The following is a 13,619-nucleotide window of genomic DNA, read 5'->3' on the forward strand; positions in this document are numbered from 1 at the left end:
ACGGGCTCGATATCCGCACGAGCGCGTGTCAGCGCTAAGCAGCGAAACCTGGCAACCAGCGTTGTTCGGCCGGTACGTCTAGCTGTTCATACCGGGCGCGATAGCCCTCGGCAAGATGCACCATGACCTCGAGCACCAGGAGATCGGCACGATTCATCACGTGGCGCGAGCTGCGGCTGCCGAGCCCCGCCAAGACCTCTTCGAGCGCCAGCACGTGCAGTTCGAGGCATTGCGGAGCCGTAAGACCCGCCGAGGCGAGCAGATCTGCCAGCGACGTCATTTCGGCAGCCAGACTGCCCGAGCCCATGATGATCGAGGCGCGCAACAGCTCGCGGTAGTGGACGATCAGACTCGTCGGCAAGATCGGTGCGGCATCGCCCGAGCGTGTGTTGTTCGGTCGTCGCGGCGTCTGGGTTTCGGCGGCCAGATGCTCGAGCTCGTCGACGAGTGCCCGCTGGTCGGCCAACAGGCGTTCCGCCTCGTTGTGCTCTTGTCGCAGACGCTGCAGCTCGGCCTGCTTGAGCCGGTGATTCTCTTGCACGAGCCGATGCCGCTCGGTCGCCCGCGCCACGAGCCAGATCAACGTGCGGGTCATGGTCGTGTTGACGCACACATAAGCGTCCGCGCCGACCTCGAAGCAGAGGGCCGCCATTTCCTGCTCGCTCTGCGCGCCGAGCACGATCACGGGCTCATCGGCGCCGCCGCCGCGCAACCCCTCGATCAGTTCCAAGGCATCGAGCTGCCCCGGTTCGTGGCTGATGAGCACGGCGTCGAACGCCTCTTCGCGCAGGCGCGTCACGCCCGCAGTCGCGCCGGCGGCCTCCTCGAGGAGCACTTCCGAGGCGCTGTCCGAGGCGAAGGCCTCGGCCAACCAGGAGCCGGTGCGCTGCGCACCGCTGATATAGAGGACGCGCATCCGAGCGGGCAGGGTGCCCGACGGAGCAGGCGGTGGCGTCGCTTTGGCCTTGTTCTTGCGTGTCGGGGTGATGGCCATCCACGCGAACCTGCGCGAGGGTTACTTGGCGCGCACGTTCTCTTGCCGTGCGACGGGGGTGGCACTGTAGCGAGGCTGCGAAACAGGGTCAATCTCGCCGGGCGCGAGGCTCATTCTTGGAGAGGAGCCGCGCGTCGGCCCGCCTTGCCCCAGCCGCCGCGGCGCTGGTAGCTTGTCGGCGTCGGGGGGTCGCGCGCCAGCGCGATGCTAGCGGTACTGGCAGATTCTTACACAACCGGCGGAACCATGTCTCGAATTGCGTATCTCGATTGCCTCAGCGGTATCAGCGGCGACATGACCCTGGGAGCTTTGGTTGACGCTGGGGTCGAACTGGCCGCGATCGCCGACGGCATCGATTCGCTGGGGCTGCCCAGTTGCCGGCTGGTGGCCAACGAAGTCAAACGCCACGGCTTTCGAGCCACGCACATCACCGTCGAGCACGAGCCGGAACACGCGCACCGCCACTTGCACCACATCACCGACATGATCGATCGCAGCCGGCTCTCGGCGCGACAGCAAGATCTGGCCAAACGCATCTTTACCCGGTTGGGGGAGGCTGAGGCAAAAGTCCACGGCACGACGATTCGTAAAGTTCACTTTCACGAAGTGGGCGCCGTCGATTCGATCGCCGATATCGTGGGGGCCGCGATCGGTTGGGATCTCCTCGGTGTGGATCGCATCGTCTGTTCGCCCGTGCCGACGGGGCGTGGCACGATCGAGATTGCACACGGTCGTTGCAGTGTGCCGGCCCCCGCGACGGCGGAACTGCTCAGCGGCATTCCCCTGGCGGCCTGCGATATCGAGTGCGAGCTGACCACACCGACGGGAGCGGCCATCGTGGCCACGCTCGTCGACGAGTTTGGCCCACTGCCGGCCATGAAGATCGAGCGGATCGGCTATGGCGCCGGAACGAAGGATCTCAAGGAACAGGGCAACCTGTTGCGGCTCTTCGTCGGCGAGAGCGTTACAGCCCCCGCCGCCGACGAAATCTGGATCCTGGAGACGAATCTCGACGACGTGCCGGGTGAGGTGATCGGACACACGGTCGGCGCGCTGTTCGAGAAGGGCGCGCTCGACGTCTATACCTCGGCCATTCAGATGAAGAAGAATCGGCCCGGCGTCAAGCTGACGATCCTCTGCCAGCAGGCACAGATCGCGAAGCTCGAGTCGATCGTCTTTCGCGAAACCTGCACGCTCGGCATTCGCCGCTGGCTCGCCAGCCGTCATAAGCTGGACCGTCGACCGCACCAGGTCGAGACCCCCTGGGGCATGGTCGCAGGGAAGTTGGCCAGCCTGCCCGGCGAATCGCCTCGCTTCACGCCCGAGTACGAGGCCTGCCGCCGTATCGCGGAAGAACGCGGCATCGCCCTGGCCGAGGTCGATCAAGCGGCGCGGCGGGCCTTCAACCCGGAGAGCGTGTAAGCCGCGCGAACGGAGTCGTACCGTGCCGAACTGGGAACAACTCGCTCAGCCATCGCTGTTGATGACGGCGGGCATGGCCCTGCTCGTCACCGTGTTTTTACGATTGGCCTGGCGACGCATGGCACGGTCCCGGCCTGCCAACGAGGCTCCAGCACGTTCGGAGCTGTCGTCGTTCGCACCGGCAAATCATGGGGCGAAATCGAGTTCGGCCGAAGCGTACGAAGCGCAGCTCCACGAGACGGCGCGCGCACTGTGCGCCCAAGTCGACAGTAAGGTCATCCTGCTCGAGCAGTGGATCCGCCTCGCCCGGCTCGAGGCCGAGCGGCTCGAGCGGGCGGTTGCCGCGGCCAGGGCGCAGGGCTTGCTCGACGAGGCAACGACCGATCGGGCGATTCCTTCTGCCGAGCACCTGCGATGAGCAAGAGCCGCGGTTCGACGCCATGGACGAATCTTTTACCCTGCCGGCCGATGCGACGGCCTGCTACGGCGGCGTCCGCACGTTGGATCTTTTGCGCGACTGGTACGATGCGGCCGAAAAGAAAAACTCGACCGGCCGACAGTCCCGGAATACGCCCGAATCGACGGTCGCCGTGCTAGATTTGATCGATGTGATTTATCGTTCGAGTGCCGCCGGCCGGCGGCTCGAATGTCGTATCGAACCAGGCTGATTGCAGAGACCGAGATTTCCGGATGGCGCATGTTGCCTGGTTGACTGATATCCACCTCGACCTGCTCAAGCCGATCGAGCGGAATGGCTTCTACTACGATGCCGTCGAGAGTGATCCCGAAGCGGTACTCCTCGGGGGGGACATCTCCGAATCGCGTTCGCTTCTCGAACGTCTTACCGAGATGAACCGCGTCTGGGCCTGTCCGATCTACTTCGTGCTGGGGAATCATGATTATTTTTATGGCTCGATCCGTGAAGTGCGTGCCGAAGTCGACGCGCTGGTGGCCAAACACCCGCAACTCGTCTACCTGACGCACAGCGAAGCGATCGAGCTGAATCCACGGACGGCCCTCATCGGGCACGATGGCTGGGCCGACGGCCGTTTGGGCGATTTTGTCCGCTCGCTCGTGTCGATGCTCGACTATTCGTTGATCGCCGAGTTCGCCGGTCTGAACAAAGAGCGTCGCTGGAAACTGATGCAGGCGTTGGCAGACGATGCCGCCGACGAAACTCGCCCCAAACTCGAAGCCGCGCTGCATCGCTACGAGCACATCTACCTGCTCACGCACATCCCCCCTTTTCGCGAGGCGTGCTGGCACGAAGGCCGGATCTCGGGGGACGAGTGGCTGCCCCACTTCACGTCGAAGGCGATGGGCGAGATGCTGCGCATCGTGATGCAGGAGCATCGCGACCGCCGGCTGACCGTGCTCTGCGGACATACGCACGGCGCGGGCGAGGCACAGATTCTCGACAATCTGCGCGTGGTCACCGGGGGGGCAACGTATGGCTTCCCTAGCGTTCAGCAGTTGATCGAGATCTGATTGGTGAGGTGGTGCTGTTTCGTTGCCGAGGGGCGTGCCCCCCGCTACGATTAGCTCCGACGGTCGAGTGAGACCGTCGCGACGCACGAAACAAATCCTCTTGTTGCTGCGCAACACCGACCATCTTGCGACTCGCACGGCGAGCTAGTGGCACGCCCATTCCGCAAGATGATCGGTGCTACCCGGTTATTTGAATTTTAGTTTCTCAGGACTCTCGCCCGATGCTCATCTTCGACGCTCATTTGGATCTCAGCATGAATGTGCTGGAGTGGAACCGCGACCTCACGCAAACGGTCGCGGCGATTCGCGAGCGCGAGCAGGGGCGCCGCGACAAGGTGGACCGTGGCGCTGGCACCGTGGCGCTGCCCGATATGCGTCGTGGCAAGATCGGCCTGTGCGTAGCGACCCTCATCGCGCGCTACGTGAAGCCGTCGAATCCGTTACCGGGCTGGCATTCGCAGGCCGCGGCCTGGGCGCAAACGCAGGGGCAGCTTGCCTGGTATCGCGCCATGGAAGAAGCGGGCGAAATGGTGCGGATCACCGACGTCGCCGGCCTGCGACGCAGCGTCGCCGCCTGGCAGAACGGCGCCACCGACAAGACGCCGATCGGTTACGTGCTGAGCCTCGAAGGGGCCGACTCGATTCTCACCCCCGGCCATCTGGGGCGCGCCTGGGAACAGGGACTGCGTGCCATCGGACCGGCGCACTACGGGCCGGGCATGTACGCCTTCGGCACGCATTCCACGGGGGGCATCGGCCAGCATGGCCGCGAACTACTCGCCGAGATGGACCGGCTCGGCTTCATTCTCGACGCGACGCACCTGTGCGACGAAAGCTTCTGGGAGGCGATGAAGCACTTCGAAGGACCCGTCTGGGCCAGCCACTCGAATTGCCGCACGCTGGTGCCGCACGAACGGCAATTCGACGACGATCAATTGCGAACGTTGATCGAACGTGGCGCCGTGATTGGCGGCGTGCTCGACGCCTGGATGGTGGTGCCTGATTGGGTTCGCGGCAAGACGTTGCCCGCAGAGGCCGGCGTCAAGCTGGCCCACGTCGTCGAGCACATCGACTATATCTGCCAGATGGCGGGCAATGCGAATCACTGCGGCATCGGCAGCGATCTGGACGGCGGTTTCGGCCGCGAGCAGTCGCCCGCCGATCTGGACACGATCGCCGATCTGCAAAAGATCGGCGGGCTGCTCCGCGAGCGCGGTTACTCCGAGGCGGACGTGGCCCGCATCATGCACGGCAACTGGATCAACTTCCTCGAGCGTGCCTGGAGCTAGGCACGCTGGCGAGACATGCACAGGCCGGCGGCCTAGGCCACTTCGCCTCGATGAAAATCGAAACGGCTACCCCGGGCGGCGTCGTTGCTGCTGTTGTTGCGGCTTGCCTGGCGGACGTACTGGCGCCGGCGGCTTCTTGTTGGACGGCTTCGCGCTGGCCGGCGGCTTGGCCGCGACGGGCTTCTGCGGTGGAATCGGAGCCGGGCCCGCCTTCGGCCGCGTCGCGGTGGCCGAGCGCGAGGGGAGCAACTCTTCGGTGAAGCGCATCACGTAGTGCAACACGCTCGCCTCGCCGGCAAAGCCGTGGACCTTCTTGTCGAGATCCATCTGCTGGCCTACCACGCGCCCCGACACCATGTCGAAACGCACCTTGCCGTTCGATTCGCGCTGTACCAATTGTGCTTCGATGCCGGGATCGTTGATCGGCGTGAGGATCTGCGTCTCGACGCTGATCGTGGCGATATCTCCGGTAACGTCGTCGAGCTTGAATCGCTGACGCGTCTTCACCTGGACGACGCGGCCATTCTTGTCGGCCAAAGGCAACTCGTACGGCGAAGTCCAGGTATCGCCCACGCGGACGGGCTCTTTGGCGAGCGGAACCGTGATCTGCCCTTCATTCGGATTGGCCTGCGCTTGCTTGTTCTCGCGCGAGACGACCTCGCCCGTGGGATCGAGCGTGATGACCGACAACACGACGCCGACATTCTTGGCCGCGTCTTCGAACCCGTGGGGCGGTTCTTTATCGGTAAGGCTGTTGTAGCGTACCTCTTCGCGGCCGGTGAGTTGCTGGCGCATCTCGACACTTTCGACGGAATGCTCGAAGCGGGCCGCGCCCGTCTTGGGATCGACGGAAACGACGCGCCACAACTTCACCGACTCGCTATCGGTTTCGGCGGTTTGCGAGGTGCCGGAAACGGTCGTCGCCACCTTCGCCTTGTGGATGACCTTCCAGCGTACGGTTTCGCCCGGTTGGAACTTGTAGCGCAGTGTGTAGGTCGGTCCTTCAGCGGCCACACCCTGGGCCGAGAAACAAAACAGGAGGCCGCCACAGAGCGCGGCCATCGATCGAGAAGGTCTCATCGTCGCACTCGCATCCTTTCGAGTCGAACGAGGTTTTCAGTTTGGGAAATCGTGGCTGCGGCCGAAACGGGGCCGGCAATCCTACGACTTGGCGTTCAGGCGACCGCTCCACCCCAGCTTCTCGCGCAGGGTGCGGTAGTAGGTGTGTCCTTCGACCTGGACCAGTTGGAACCGGGGCTTGGCACGCACGACGCGGACGCGATCGTCCGGCGCCAACTCGTGCAGCACGCGGCCATCGACCACGGCACAGGTCCGCTCGTTCGGTCGCGTCACGACCAGCTCGTAACTCCGCTCGGCCGAATCGACCACCGGCCGATTGGTCAACGTGTGGGGACTGACCGGAGAGATCACAAAGGCCTGCAAGTCCTTGCGCAGGATCGGTCCCCCCGCGGCCAGGCTATGCGCCGTCGAACCGACGGGCGTCGCGACGATCAGGCCGTCGCAACTATAGGTAGTCGCCAATTCTGCGTCAACGTAGAGATCGACGTCGATCATCGTGAACGGAAAGCCCGCGTGCAGCGCGACTTCGTTCAGGCCGAGCTGCTCGGCAAGAACCTCTCCGCCGCGCAACACGCGACACTCGAACATGAGATGGTCGACGACGCGGAACTCGCCGCGGCAGACGTCGGGCAAACGCGAGGCTAACTCTCCCGGCGAGAGATCGGCCAGGAATCCCAGTTTCCCCAAATTCACTCCGAGAATGGGGATCTGGCGGTAGCCCATCTGGTGCGCCGCCCGCAGGATCGAGCCATCGCCTCCCAAGACGATGGCCAGATCGGCCTCGAGCGGGGCAAGATCCTCTTCGAACTTGTCGTCCCAGACGACGACCTCGACCAGCTTCTCGATCGTGGGACGCAGCCGAGCGGCCTGGGCCTCGATGTTCGGGCGATCTCCTGCCGCCAGCACCATGACGCGTGGTCGCATCCCGGCCCGGCAGCGGCTGGCGGCATCGACGGCGGTTGGTTCATTAGCCATGCCGCGCATGATAGGCGGCGGTCCTAAGTGCCAGCAAGAGGAGTGCCAGCGGTCTATTTGCCCCGGGACCAGGTACTTTTGGCAAGCTGCGGTGGAAAACTAGCGAAACTTTTCCGCGTGCGTTGATTTTAATGAAAGTTCCGATTGTAGGGCTTCCGATAGAGACGCCAGCCCGAGAGTGCAATGCGCACCGCTCCGGCTCCTGCATCCCTAGAGGACTATCCGAGGTGAGCCCGATGAGATCGGCCATTCAACTGCGGACGCTTGGACGCACCTGCTGCCTGACACTCCTGGTCGTACTGGCGGCGGCCGGTTCGGCCCGTGCTCAGACGCGAAGCTATCGCCCGGTGTCTCCGGCCGAGAGCCGACAAAGCGAGGCGGAGGAATCGGGAACGGTTTCGCGCCCGCCGGTGATGAACACCTCGGCGCGGACGTACAAGTCTCCGCAATACACGGCTCCGAGCCAGGTGTCGTCGGGGAAGACGATTCCCCTCGAGCAGGTTCGGCAGCAACAGCAGCGTTCGAACCGCCCGGCCCGCGCGCCGGAACCGCGGCCCATGTCGCCACGAACGGCCTCGCGCGAGGCCGCGCCGGCTCGCGAGATGACTCCGGTCGAGCAGGTACGCGCGGCCGAACGTCGCCTGGCGGCGCAGCGTTCGACCGAGCTGGTCTATCACGACGAAGACGTCCGCCCGGCCAATTATCGCAGCCGGCAATCGTCGGCCTATCGAGACACCAACGTCCGCCGCGCCCAGTTCGAAGAAGGCCCCATGATGGCGGATGACTTCGCGTATCAAGAGGGCTTCGAGAATGGTCCGCGGGGGGACTTCCAGGGCATGCGTGGCCCGGCCGATGGCTGGCACCGCTACCCGACCGGCCCGTGCGAACCGTACGGAGTGTGCGAGAGTGGCTGCGGTTCTTGCAATTCGTGCTGGGGCCTGTTCGACGACTTCTCGGTCTTCGCCGGCACGCACGGCTACAAGTCGCCCCTCGACTTTGGCAACGGCAACTTCGGTTTTCAGGAAGGTTTCAACTGGGGCGGGCCCTTGTGGCAGTCGTTCGGTCTGGGCTACCAGTTCGGCTTCCAGGCGTTGCAGAGCAACCTGTCGGGTGACAACACCACCGGCCAGAACAACGGCAACGATCGCAATCAGTATTTCATGACGTTCGGTCTCGTGCGTCGGGTGCGCGACTGCCGCCCCCATGAGCTTGGGTTCCAGTGGGGCGTGGTCGCCGACTGGCGTCACGACGAATACTACACCACGGCCGATCTGTTCCAGTTGCGTGCCCAGTTGAGCGTCTTCTTCACGCCCTGTGACGAATTCGGCTTCGAACTGGCCGCCAACTCGGATCGCGAGGAAGTCTTCGTGCCGATCGGCAGCACGACGAGCAATTTGATCTGGGACGTGACCGACCAGTACCGCTTCTTCTATCGCCGGCAGTTCGATTGCCGCGGCGAAGCACGCATCTGGGGTGGTTTCACCGAGAACAGCGACGGCATCGTGGGTGCCGACTTCCGCGTCGCCTTGGCGTCGAAGTGGGCCCTCGAGGGTGGTTGGAACTACATCATTCCGAAGCAAGGCGCCTCGACGGGCGGCAACGAGCAAGAGTCGTGGAACCTGGCGATGAATGTCGTCTGGTACCCGGCCAAGACGGCCCTCCGCTCGAGCACGAGCAAGTGGCGTCCGCTCTTCCCGGTGGCCGACAACGGCAGCTTCGTGGTCGAGTTCAAGTAGTCCCAGCAGGCTAGGTGGCCATGGCGCGCGTCGTCACGTTCGGCGAGATCATGCTGAGGCTGGCTACGCCGGGGCATCAGCGGTTCAGCCAGGCGAATTCGTTCGAGGTGACGTACGCGGGGGGCGAGGCGAACGTCGCCGTGTCCCTGGCTGCCTTCGGGCACGAGGCCGCCTACGTCTCGGTGCTGCCGCGGCACGCCGTGGCCGATGCCGCACTCGCCTCGCTTCGCTTCCACGGCGTCGATACGTCGACCGTGCTGCGGAGCGACGAAGGACGCCTGGGCGTCTACTTTCTCGAAACCGGCGCCGCACAGCGTGCCTCGCAGGTGCTCTACGATCGCGCCGGTTCGGCCATCGCGATGGCCCCGGCTTCGAGCTACGACTGGCCGCTGTTGCTCGCCGACCGCGATGCCTTTCATACGACGGGCATCACTCCGGCACTCGGCGAGCAACCGGCACTCGCCACGCGGACAGCGCTCGAAACCGCCAAGCAATTCGGCCTGACGACCAGCTTCGATCTCAACTACCGCGCGAAGCTGTGGAGCCACGAACAAGCGCGGACAACGGTCGAGCCGTTGCTGGCCAACGTCGATCTGTTGGTCGGCAACGAAGAGGATGCCGCCAACGTGCTCGGCATCAAAGCCGAGCGCACGAACGTCGCCCAGGGGAAACTCGACGCCAAAGCCTACGAGGGGGTCGCCCGCGCGATTCGCCGTCGCTACGGCGTCGACCGGGTCGCGATCACCCTCCGCGAGTCGGAGAGCGCCTCGGTCAATCACTGGTCGGCCTGCTTCCTCGACGGCAACGAATTCCATCTCAGCCGGCGGTACACGATTCAAGTGGTCGATCGCGTCGGCGCGGGGGATGCCTTCTGCGGCGGACTGCTGGCCGCGCTGCTTGGCGGCATGAGCGCGGCCGATTCCCTGGAGTTCGCCGTGGCCGCCTCTTGCCTCAAGCACTCGATTCCCGGCGATTTCAACCGCGTCAGCAAAGAGGAAGTGCTGCGACTCGTCGGCGGCGACGCCTCGGGCCGCGTGCAACGCTAGTGCCAATCAATACTCGTGGCTTTGCTTCTTCGCACCAGTGACCTCGGCCGCCAGGGGCTGAATCGTCTGGCGAATCTTGCGCGAGTCGCGCTCCTCGACCAGCCGGGCGATGGCATCGTCGAGTGGCATGGCGCCTTGATCGCCGTCGATGCGATCGCGGACCGAGACGGTGCCCGACTCCGCGTCGCGCTCGCCCACGACCAGCATGTAGGGAATGAGCTTGAGCTGCGCGTCGCGAATCTTGGCCCCCAGCTTGTCGGGGCGATAGTCGCCCGTCACGCGCAGTCCGACGGTGCGCAACTTCTCTTCCACCTTGCGAGCGTAATCTTCCGACTTCTGGCTCACACAGAGGACGCGCACCTGCTCGGGAGCGAGCCACAGCGGGAACGCCCCCGCGAAGTGCTCGATCAGCACGCCGATGAAGCGTTCCATCGAACCGAGCGGCGCGCGATGGATCATCACCGGCCGATGGGGCTGGTTGTCGGCGCCGATGTACTCGAGCCCAAAGCGCTCGGCGCTCGGCAGATTGTAGTCGAGTTGCACGGTGCCGAGCTGCCACTCGCGGCCCAGGCAATCGGCGACGACGAAATCGGCCTTCGGCCCGTAGAACGCCGCTTCGCCGCGTTCCACTTCGAGATGGGGCAGGTCCAGCGAGCGGCAGACTTCCTCGAGTGCCTTCTCGGCGCGATTCCAACTCTCGGCGCTGCCGACGTACTTATCGCTCTTGGGATCGCGGAAACCGAGCCGCACGCGGTAATTGTCGAGTCCCAGGGTGCGCAGCACGTGCCGGGTCATCTCGATGCAGCCGCGGAACTCGTCGGCCACCTGCTCTTCGGTGCAGAACAGGTGCGCGTCGTCCTGGGTGAAACCGCGCACGCGGGTCATGCCGTTCAACTCGCCCGACTGCTCGTAGCGATAGACGGTGCCGAACTCGGCCAGCCGCAGCGGCAGGTCGCGATAGCTGCGCGGCTTCGACTTGTAGATCATGATGTGGTGGGGGCAGTTCATCGGCTTGAGCAGATAGCGTTCCTGCTCATCCATCACGATCGGCTTGAACTGGCTGTCGGAGTAGTAGGGGAAGTGCCCCGAGGTCTCGTACAACTCGACGCGGCCGATGTTGGGGGTGTAGACCGGCTCGTAACCGCGGCGGATCAACTCTTCGCGGACGAACAACTCGAGTTGCCCGCGGACCACGGCCCCCTTGGGTAGCCAGAGGATCAACCCCGAACCCACCATGGGGCTGATGTGAAACAATTCGAGATGCTTGCCCAGCACGCGGTGATCGCGGCGCTGTGCCTCGGCCAGGCGATCGAGATGGGCCTGCAGCTCGGCCTTGTCGAAGAAGGCGGTCGCGTAGAGCCGCTGCAACTGCTCGCGCGAGGCGTCCCCCTTCCAGTAAGCGCCGGCGACCGACAACAACTTGACGGCGCCAATGGCGCCGGCACTGGGCACGTGCGGTCCGCGGCAGAGATCGACGAACTCTCCCTGACGATAGAAGCTCACCGTGGAGTGTTCGGCCAGCCCGGTCTCGATGTGCTCGACCTTGAGGGGCTGGTGCAGATCGCGACAGAGCGTGGCGGCCTTGGTCCGGGGCTCCTCGAAGCGTTCGAAGGGCTCATTCGCCTTGATGATCTTGGCCATCTCGGCCTCGATCGCCGGGAAGTCGGCCTCGCTCAACGAGTGTTCGAGCCCCATGTCGTAGTAGAAGCCGTTCTCGATCGTGGGACCGAACGCCAGGTTCACCCCCGGATAGAGCCGCATCACGGCGCGCGCCATGACGTGCGCGGCGGAATGGCGCATCACGTCGAGGGCCTCGGGATCCTTTTTCGTGATCAGTCGCAGCTTGACGTCCCCCGCGACCGGCAGTGGCACGTTGGCCGAGACGATTTTGCCCTCGACTTCCGCGGCCAGCGTGGCCTTGGCCAGGCCGGGGCCGATATCGGCGGCAACTTGCAGGGGGCTAACAGCGGAAGAGTATTCGCGAACGCTACCGTCGGGCAGATGAATTTTGAGCATGGTTCTCGCGCGTGTTGAGGGCCGGCAGAGGGGCGTCGATACAAAGGACACCGGTCGGAACTAGGAGTTCGCCGACCGCCAAGCGTGCAAGTATAGGCGGAAGCGTCCGAAGCGCAAAGCGCGGACCGATGAACAAGAGAAGCTGGTGGCACCAGGCTGTCAGCCTGTGCGTGACGAGCAAAGTGCCAGAGTTCTAGCAGTTCTGAGCCTGCCTCAGCACAGGCTAGCAGCCTGTGCCACTTTCCAGACGGTTCTGACAACCTAATCTATCACTCGTCGAGTTCCAGATCCCCTTCGGTCAGCATGGTAAAGCCCTTGGCGGCCAGGGTCTCCATGCCCATCTCGAGATTGTCGACCAGCAGCGCGACGGCCGTTTTGCCGTGCGGGTGGCTGAACAGGGCGTAGGTCTGCAGGATGTTCACTTCGGCCTGCAACAGGGCCGTGCAGACGCGCAACAGGGGTTGCTGGCCATCGGGGAGTTCGACAGCGATCAGGTCCGATTCGATCATCGCCAGTCCGGCGCGTTCGAGGATCTCGCGTCCCTGCTCGGGATGGCTCAACACAAAGCGAACCAGCGCGCACTCGGCGGCATCGACGATCGACAGCGCCACAATGCGCACGCGGCTTCCTTCGAAGCGGCGCACGACCTCGAGCAATTGGCCGACGCGATTCTCGAGAAAGACGGTGAACTGGCGGATCGTGGGATAGTTCCGCCCGCGCATCGTTTCGAAGTCCGTTCCTGTTCCCTCACCAGTGCTCATGCGCGATCTCTTGGGTACGTGCGTGGAACGCCGCGCCGCGAGCGCTGCCCTGCAACAGGTGCGGCGGGGCGAAATCGGGGCCAAAACGATGCGAAATCCCGACCGAATCAATCTACGGAATGCCCCGGCGACGGTCAACGCAAGGGATGCTCGCTGCCGTACGTAGACGATCCGCCTTGGTCGCGGGTCTCGCAATTCGTAAGATACGGATGCCGTGCCGGTTAGGATAACCACGCAGAAACGGAAACTTTCCCTCGCGGACGCTTCGGGTTGGGATGCAGGCCAATCCCAACCCGAAGCGTCCGCGAGGAAGAGCAAGGGCAAGCGTGCTCTCCTGGCGGCACGGTAGATCCCCAGCAAGACACCGTCTGAGCCGAGCCGACCTTGCCCATGCTTCTGCACACGCACGAAATCGAGTTCCGCGTGCGTTACAAAGAGACCGACGCCATGGGCGTGGTCCACCACGCGAACTATTTGACCTATTTCGAAATGGGACGCGTCGAACTGTTGCGCGCCAATGGCGGCGATTATCGCAAGATGGAAGAGGAGGGGCTCTTCCTGGTCGTGGCGCGCATGAATTGCAGCTTCCATCGCCCGGCCCGTTATGACGATGTCGTGCGACTACGGACCACGACGACCCGCGTGACCGGCGCCAAGATCGAGCACGAGTACCAACTGTTCCGCGGAAACGAGCTGCTCTGCAAGGCCAACAGCGTGCTCGCCTGCATCGATCGCTCGGGCGAGGTGCAGCGAATTCCCGAATGGCTGCGCACGGACGACGATGGGCTGGCTCGACCGCGCGATTAAGAACA

13 protein-coding genes are annotated in these 13,619 nt (G+C 64.2%); 8 read left to right on the forward strand and 5 right to left on the reverse strand.

All coding sequences use genetic code 11. The annotated features are described in order from the left end of the window. Positions 1-34: 34 nt before the first annotated feature. A complete protein-coding gene (locus tag KF708_07515; protein MBX3412519.1) occupies positions 35-994 on the reverse strand; it encodes a response regulator in 960 nt (319 codons plus the stop codon). Positions 995-1,240: 246 nt separating this feature from the next. Here KF708_07515 and larC point away from each other — a divergent pair, with 246 nt between their 5' ends. The 5 genes from larC (at position 1,241) to KF708_07540 (ending at position 5,193) form a co-directional block, all read left to right on the forward strand. Then, entirely contained in the window at positions 1,241-2,416 is a 1,176-nt protein-coding gene (larC, locus tag KF708_07520) for a nickel pincer cofactor biosynthesis protein LarC (protein MBX3412520.1), read from the forward strand. Between the two features lie 22 nt (positions 2,417-2,438). Next, positions 2,439-2,834 (forward strand): hypothetical protein, encoded by a 396-nt coding sequence (locus tag KF708_07525; GenBank protein MBX3412521.1) that lies wholly within the window; start codon positions 2,439-2,441, stop codon positions 2,832-2,834. A gap of 22 nt (positions 2,835-2,856) precedes the next feature. Then, positions 2,857-3,084, forward strand: coding sequence for a hypothetical protein (locus KF708_07530; protein MBX3412522.1), 228 nt, complete (start codon positions 2,857-2,859; stop codon positions 3,082-3,084). 22 nt (positions 3,085-3,106) lie between these two features. Further along, the gene (locus KF708_07535) at positions 3,107-3,904 is read left to right on the forward strand and encodes a metallophosphoesterase family protein (protein ID MBX3412523.1); all 798 of its coding nucleotides are present in this window, start codon (positions 3,107-3,109) and stop codon (positions 3,902-3,904) included. Between the two features lie 221 nt (positions 3,905-4,125). Beyond that, the gene (locus KF708_07540) at positions 4,126-5,193 is read left to right on the forward strand and encodes a membrane dipeptidase (protein MBX3412524.1); all 1,068 of its coding nucleotides are present in this window, start codon (positions 4,126-4,128) and stop codon (positions 5,191-5,193) included. Between the two features lie 66 nt (positions 5,194-5,259). Here KF708_07540 and KF708_07545 read toward each other — a convergent pair whose 3' ends face one another. Together KF708_07545 and KF708_07550 are read right to left on the reverse strand one after the other, a co-directional pair. After that, positions 5,260-6,273, reverse strand: coding sequence for a hypothetical protein (locus KF708_07545; protein MBX3412525.1), 1,014 nt, complete (start codon positions 6,271-6,273; stop codon positions 5,260-5,262). Positions 6,274-6,354: 81 nt separating this feature from the next. Continuing rightward, complete coding sequence (locus KF708_07550; protein ID MBX3412526.1) at positions 6,355-7,248, reverse strand: NAD(+)/NADH kinase; 894 nt, start codon at positions 7,246-7,248, stop codon at positions 6,355-6,357. A gap of 236 nt (positions 7,249-7,484) precedes the next feature. Between KF708_07550 and KF708_07555 the strand changes: the two genes are divergently transcribed. Together KF708_07555 and KF708_07560 are read left to right on the forward strand one after the other, a co-directional pair. After that, complete coding sequence (locus KF708_07555) at positions 7,485-8,984, forward strand: hypothetical protein (GenBank protein MBX3412527.1); 1,500 nt, start codon at positions 7,485-7,487, stop codon at positions 8,982-8,984. Positions 8,985-9,004: 20 nt separating this feature from the next. Then, on the forward strand, positions 9,005-10,030 hold the full coding sequence (locus tag KF708_07560; protein ID MBX3412528.1) for a sugar kinase: 1,026 nt from the start codon (positions 9,005-9,007) through the stop codon (positions 10,028-10,030). Between the two features lie 6 nt (positions 10,031-10,036). On the opposite strand, the gene thrS is transcribed toward KF708_07560, so the two are convergent. Both thrS and KF708_07570 read right to left on the reverse strand, forming a co-directional pair. Next, positions 10,037-12,046, reverse strand: coding sequence for a threonine--tRNA ligase (gene thrS, locus KF708_07565; protein MBX3412529.1), 2,010 nt, complete (start codon positions 12,044-12,046; stop codon positions 10,037-10,039). Positions 12,047-12,315: 269 nt separating this feature from the next. Continuing rightward, positions 12,316-12,807, reverse strand: coding sequence for an acetolactate synthase (locus KF708_07570; GenBank protein ID MBX3412530.1), 492 nt, complete (start codon positions 12,805-12,807; stop codon positions 12,316-12,318). A 390-nt stretch (positions 12,808-13,197) separates the two neighbouring features. On the opposite strand from KF708_07570, the gene KF708_07575 reads away from it, so the two are divergent. Then, positions 13,198-13,614, forward strand: a complete 417-nt coding sequence (locus KF708_07575; protein MBX3412531.1) for an acyl-CoA thioesterase — start codon at positions 13,198-13,200, stop codon at positions 13,612-13,614. Positions 13,615-13,619 lie beyond the last annotated feature (5 nt).

Source organism: Pirellulales bacterium (genome assembly GCA_019636335.1).
In the GTDB taxonomy this organism is placed as follows: domain Bacteria; phylum Planctomycetota; class Planctomycetia; order Pirellulales; family JAEUIK01; genus JAHBXR01.

What these genes read in the sequence shown, in the direction of transcription:
- KF708_07555 (MBX3412527.1), top strand. Translation starts at nt 7,485, where the DNA reads ATGAGATCGGCCATTCAACTGCGGACGCTTGGACGCACCTGCTGCCTG.
- KF708_07560 (MBX3412528.1), top strand. Translation starts at nt 9,005, where the DNA reads ATGGCGCGCGTCGTCACGTTCGGCGAGATCATGCTGAGGCTGGCTACG.
- KF708_07545 (MBX3412525.1), bottom strand. Translation starts at nt 6,273, where the DNA reads ATGAGACCTTCTCGATCGATGGCCGCGCTCTGTGGCGGCCTCCTGTTT.
- KF708_07570 (MBX3412530.1), bottom strand. Translation starts at nt 12,807, where the DNA reads ATGAGCACTGGTGAGGGAACAGGAACGGACTTCGAAACGATGCGCGGG.
- KF708_07530 (MBX3412522.1), top strand. Translation starts at nt 2,857, where the DNA reads ATGGACGAATCTTTTACCCTGCCGGCCGATGCGACGGCCTGCTACGGC.
- KF708_07540 (MBX3412524.1), top strand. Translation starts at nt 4,126, where the DNA reads ATGCTCATCTTCGACGCTCATTTGGATCTCAGCATGAATGTGCTGGAG.
- KF708_07550 (MBX3412526.1), bottom strand. Translation starts at nt 7,248, where the DNA reads ATGGCTAATGAACCAACCGCCGTCGATGCCGCCAGCCGCTGCCGGGCC.
- KF708_07515 (MBX3412519.1), bottom strand. Translation starts at nt 994, where the DNA reads ATGGCCATCACCCCGACACGCAAGAACAAGGCCAAAGCGACGCCACCG.
- KF708_07575 (MBX3412531.1), top strand. Translation starts at nt 13,198, where the DNA reads ATGCTTCTGCACACGCACGAAATCGAGTTCCGCGTGCGTTACAAAGAG.
- KF708_07535 (MBX3412523.1), top strand. Translation starts at nt 3,107, where the DNA reads ATGGCGCATGTTGCCTGGTTGACTGATATCCACCTCGACCTGCTCAAG.
- larC (MBX3412520.1), top strand. Translation starts at nt 1,241, where the DNA reads ATGTCTCGAATTGCGTATCTCGATTGCCTCAGCGGTATCAGCGGCGAC.
- thrS (MBX3412529.1), bottom strand. Translation starts at nt 12,046, where the DNA reads ATGCTCAAAATTCATCTGCCCGACGGTAGCGTTCGCGAATACTCTTCC.